This window comes from Bacteroidota bacterium (genome assembly GCA_013696965.1).
GTDB lineage: Bacteria > Bacteroidota > Bacteroidia > JACCXN01 > JACCXN01 > JACCXN01.
Window position 1 is genome coordinate 1 of the sequence record JACCXN010000076.1, and the last position, 2,650, is coordinate 2,650.

Genomic DNA, 2,650 nt, shown 5'->3' on the forward strand with positions numbered 1-2,650 from the left:
ATTTCCATCCGTGTAAAAAGTAATTGGCCTGTCGCTGAAAATAACTGAACACTTTTAAGAGGAGTTTGCGAGCGGATCTGAAATGAACCATGCGAAGGATTGGGGTAGATCAGAAATTCAGAATTGAGAGCCGGCTCACTGAGACCTACCTCCATTGTTCCCCAGCTATTTACTTTAACCCACATTGCAGTTTTTTCCTTTGAACTTGTGGCTAATCAGGAGGTTTGATCTGTTCGGGTTCAGCAGGGGGGACTACAAATTTTTTGCGGGCAAATGGTTTGTGTTTATAGTTTAAGGCGTTGTAAATTGTCTCTACTTTAGGTACTGGTTCTGAGCATTGGCGGATTTTTATAGTTTGTCCATATTTGTTAACCATAGTGGTGGTTACCATTTTTTGCGTGTTCATTATTCTTGTTATATCCCGCCACTCATTATTGATTTCTTTTTGTTTTAATTGATATCTGATGGTATTTACAACTGTATAAGCGAGTAAACCAAGATGCAAGTGTGCCATTGCCGCATCATCCGTTTTATGGAAAACCGGACGGAGATCAAGATCTGTTTTGAGTGTTCGGAATGTGCTTTCTACTTCGCGTATCGTATTATAAATTGCCCATTGAGTTTGTTCTTCCTTTTCATCAAGATTCGTTCGCAACAGATATTGTCCTTCTCGTTTAGGCATGGGTTTTGACTTCCATTGAATATCTGTTACGATTCCTAAATCATTTTCGGCAACATTGATTTGATAATGTTTGTTTGTGCTTTGATATTTTTGTTTTACGCGTCCAATACGTTCCCAAATTTTATCTTTCTTTTTAGTTCCTCTTTTTTTACTTAGGCCATCTTTTATTTGTTGCAGTGCCTGCTCATAGCGCATGGTAAATTTATTTTTCATACTCTCTTCTTTGGCTTGTTTTGCCAAGCTGTGTATGAGTAAATAATTATCGGCGTCACCCGCTACTTTTACTTTTTGTAATGTAATTGGTTGTCCCTTTTTATCTTTTATAACGATAGGATTGCTATTCACTTCGGGAGAATATTTTTTTAATGAGGACCTGGCTACAACCATGTATTTAAATTGGTATTTGCGAAGCAGTAAAATATTATCTTCCGTAGCAATGCCAGCATCCATTACTATTACAGGTTTTCTTTCGGTAGCAGAAGTGCGTGCACTTAGTTCTTTTATGATTTGAAACAAGCTTTTACTATCCGTTGTATTGCCTTCAAATAATTGCGAGTATTTGATAAAGCCTTCGGTATTTACCACTAGGGCAAGTACAATGAGCTTACAATCACTACGTTTTTCTTTACTGCGTCCAAAATTTGCAATGGTGCTGCCTTTTTGCTGACCCTCAAAATAGGTATTAGTAAGGTCGTAAATGTAGATGGTGTCATGCAAATCAAATAACTCATTGGTACGTTTACTCAAATGCTTTTCTAAATCATCCTTTACATTGAATAACTTGTGACTGATGCCGTAGAGCTTATCTTTTGTAATTTTTTGTTCCGCATAGTTTGTTATTTCACATACAGCAGAATTTTCTTTTATCCATTGAGAGGTTCGTAATTCCGAAGCGGGGTAACTTGCACGGCTGATAATGTGTGTCAATGCAAGCTGTACTGTTTGTTCATCCCATCCTTTTTCCTCAAAAAATTCAACAAGTTTCAGTTGTTGTATCGCTTGGGCACATATCCATTCAGTCCCAACTTCCCGGATGTTTTTATTTTTAATGCTGTGGGTATCTATCGTTTCATAATCTCTGCCCTTAATAATATCGAGACGTTCCTTCTTTAAAATAGTAAGGAAATGTTTTTGCGCCAACGACTCTACAATTTGATCATCGGCTTCAAACATATCGCAAATGCCGGTACGCGATTGCTTTACTAATGCAGATATACGCTGTGCTAAATTTTTTCTTTGAGATTCATCAGCTAATTCATCTAACGTTCCTAATTGAACAATGGTGTGATGGCGTACAGTATTTTCGTGACGGTAACTTTCGCACAATCGGTAATAAACCTTATGCTCTCCTGTTGTTTTTAAATATTTTAATACTGGTTTAAGAAACACTCCCACAAATATAATTTGCAGAAAGATCATTGACTAAACCCCGGTTGTACTACAAACCAATTTCAAAATATCGTCCCACTAAGCATCAATCAATTACACTTTACAAACACCCCGTTTTTTGATAAATACCTATCAAATCGGCGCTTTTTTAACATCTCAAAAGGATTTGGCTGCAATGTGGGTTAAATGTGCAAAGATTAATAATAGAGTCTTTTTAAGTGAGTTTCATCGATTGAACTTAACACTGAACTTTAGTTTGGATTGAATGGATTATACTGAAAAAGTCGATGGCGTTTTCGCAAATAAGGCGGCTTTGAAGAGACTCTCTGCGGGGGCAGGACGGCATGTCAGCATCACCTTCCGAGCACAAGTTTATACATTTGGTTTCAACCTGGTCAGGTTTGTATATCAGAATTTCTTTCATATGAAAGAAATAATGAAATCTATTGGTTTAAAAAAGAAATTGTTAAGAATGCCTGCAAATCATAAAACCTCGACGGTTCTAGTGTAGCAGAGTAACGACTCCCGTTTTATTATACGAATTCCCGTTAAGATCCTTATATTTTATTGAATAGTTGT

The 2,650-nt window shown here is 36.8% G+C and carries 1 protein-coding gene; it reads right to left on the reverse strand.

The window, feature by feature from the left end:
* Positions 1–211: 211 nt before the first annotated feature.
* On the reverse strand, positions 212–2,101 hold the full coding sequence (locus H0V01_11500) for an IS1634 family transposase (GenBank protein MBA2583996.1): 1,890 nt from the start codon (positions 2,099–2,101) through the stop codon (positions 212–214).
* Positions 2,102–2,650: the final 549 nt, after the last annotated feature.